The 2,087-nt window shown below is 47.8% G+C and carries 5 protein-coding genes and 1 pseudogene; all 6 read left to right on the forward strand.

All coding sequences use genetic code 11. From position 1 onward, the window contains the following. Nucleotides 1–259: pseudogene (locus PVV68_RS10180) on the forward strand (hypothetical protein); the annotation flags it as partial. A 20-nt stretch (nucleotides 260–279) separates the two neighbouring features. Then, entirely contained in the window at nucleotides 280–405 is a 126-nt protein-coding gene (locus PVV68_RS10185) for a hypothetical protein (RefSeq protein WP_273783014.1), read from the forward strand. A 37-nt stretch (nucleotides 406–442) separates the two neighbouring features. Then, nucleotides 443–568: a hypothetical protein gene (locus PVV68_RS10190; protein WP_273783015.1), complete on the forward strand. Its 126-nt coding sequence runs from the start codon at nucleotides 443–445 to the stop codon at nucleotides 566–568. A 28-nt stretch (nucleotides 569–596) separates the two neighbouring features. Then, nucleotides 597–1,043 carry a phage tail protein gene (locus tag PVV68_RS10195; RefSeq protein ID WP_273783016.1) on the forward strand — a complete coding sequence of 149 codons (447 nt, stop codon included), beginning with the start codon at nucleotides 597–599 and terminating at the stop codon, nucleotides 1,041–1,043. Beyond that, the gene (locus PVV68_RS10200; RefSeq protein ID WP_273783017.1) at nucleotides 1,040–1,294 is read left to right on the forward strand and encodes a tail protein X; all 255 of its coding nucleotides are present in this window, start codon (nucleotides 1,040–1,042) and stop codon (nucleotides 1,292–1,294) included. Before PVV68_RS10195 ends, PVV68_RS10200 begins: the two co-directional genes overlap by 4 nt. Continuing rightward, nucleotides 1,285–2,087: late control protein (locus PVV68_RS10205; RefSeq protein WP_273783018.1), on the forward strand; the 803-nt coding region annotated here is incomplete at its 3' end. The genes PVV68_RS10200 and PVV68_RS10205, both read left to right, overlap by 10 nt.

Raw genomic sequence — 2,087 nt, forward strand, 5'->3', positions numbered from 1 at the left:
TGATTTATCCGACCTGTTTCATTTGCCAAGTTGGCTTGGGGGCAAAACAACCATTCAACCCATAGCACAATTTGCGGGGGCGGGGTATGCCAATTACTCTGTGAGAGAGCAAAGAGAGAAAGAGCGCGTCCCCATTACGCACAATCAAAATGTCACGGTGCATGTCAATGGCGCACGTGATCCCATTGCTACCGGTCGAACGGTTGCTCACGCCATCCAACGGGCACGCGCCAATGCATTGCATGGGGGAACAGAATGAGGGGAGGGACACACAAACTTATGTATCGCACTCAAAATGTCACAGTACATGTCAATGGCGCACGTGATCTTGTTGCCACTGGTCGTGCGGTTAGACACGCCATTCAACGGGTACGCGCCAATGCATTGCATGGAGGGACCGAATAATGGCAGGAAGGCAATGAGGGGAGGGACACACAAACTTATGTATCGCACTCAAAATGTCACAGTACATGTCAATGGCGCACGTGATCTTGTTGCCACTGGTCGTGCGGTTAGACACGCCATTCAACGCGCACACGCCAATGCATTGCATGGAGGGACCGAATAATGGCAGGAAGGCAATGAGGGGAGGGAGCATGCAAGATCCTTTGATGATGTTAGGTCCACATCAATTTTATGTGGACTGGCTTAATTTCCAATCCTTTGAAGAGGAATTCTCTGCCTCATGGGTTTGCTTAGAGCGTTTTGGCAGGTCGCCTAGTTTGCAATTTACTGGCTATGGCAATGATCCCAAAACCATTCATGGCGTTTGGTTTCCAGAAGAATTTGGTGATCGTGTAGCCATTGATGCCATCACCACAACGATCAAAAGAGCAAAGCCGGTCCAGATGCTTCGTTGGATCAATGATACCACCTATAGTGTCCTTCTCCATGGACCCGTGGTGATCACCAGTATCACGAAAGACCACGACTTTATCAGTCGCTCCGGTCAATCCCAGCGTATCCGCTATTCCATCAGTCTCTTACCCTTTTTTAATGGCGGAAAACCGCAAGGACAAATCCAAGTGGGGCAAACTCTATGAAGATACCAGAAAAGCGTGTTGTTGTAGAGCTGGAGGATATGAGTCTCGATCTCCTCTGCTTTCAACATGCCATGGCTGTGTTAGGGGACCGTTCTCAAGTTGGGGCACTAAACGGCTATTGTGAAGCCACATTGCAAGCCAATCCAGAGATTGCCAAATATGGTCCAATTTTACCACGGGGCTTGAAGGTCATTTTGCCAGAATTTGTGTTGTCTCATCCCCAAAGTATGGTGAAGCGGTTATGGGATTAATGCGCACACACCCTTTTATTGTGGTTAAGGTGGGAGACAAACCTGTTCATGAGGTTTTTTACCAGCGTCTTTTAACCGCAACCATCACAGATCATGCCGGTAATGAAGCCGATACATTTGAAGCAGAGTTTGATGAGTGTGGCAATGATTTAGAGGTTCCATCAAGCAACAGTGCACTGCAAGTCATCTTTGGCTATGAGAACAGCATCAGTGCTTTTATGGGGTGTTTTGTTGTGGAATCGGTTGTGAGTTGTGGGGGCAGTGATGGAGAGATCTTGCGCCTTTGTGGCAAAAGCGCCTCGATGCGTAAAGAGCTCAAAGAACAGGTGAGTGAGCATTTCGATCACAAAACTGTGGGTGAGATTGTTGAGACACTCGCCAAACGCCATGGCTATCAAGCAAAGGTCAGTCCTCAGTTTAGCAAACAAACTTTACCTTATGTGATTCGTACAGATCAATCGGCTGTTGATTTTTTAACCCGCCTTGCTGACCGCATGCAGGCACGTTTTTTGATCAAGGACAATAAGTTTTTGTTTTTAAGCGGAGATAACTTACCAGCACTCGACATCTATAAACACGACTGTTCCAACTGGGAATTTACCCTCGAGCCACGCACGCAATATGGCACTATTGAAGCTGCTTATTTTGATCGCTCAAAAGGGCAGCAATGCCAAGTCAAACATCAGACAGGTTTTAGTGGTCCCGTGCGTCGTCTGCGTGGTTGTTACACTTGTAAAGAAGAAGCACAAGCTGCTGCTGCATCAGAATCAGACAGGCTGTGTCGTGCTGTGGG

It is taken from the genome of Bartonella sp. ML69XJBT, from assembly GCF_028618515.1.
Lineage (GTDB): Bacteria > Pseudomonadota > Alphaproteobacteria > Rhizobiales > Rhizobiaceae > Bartonella.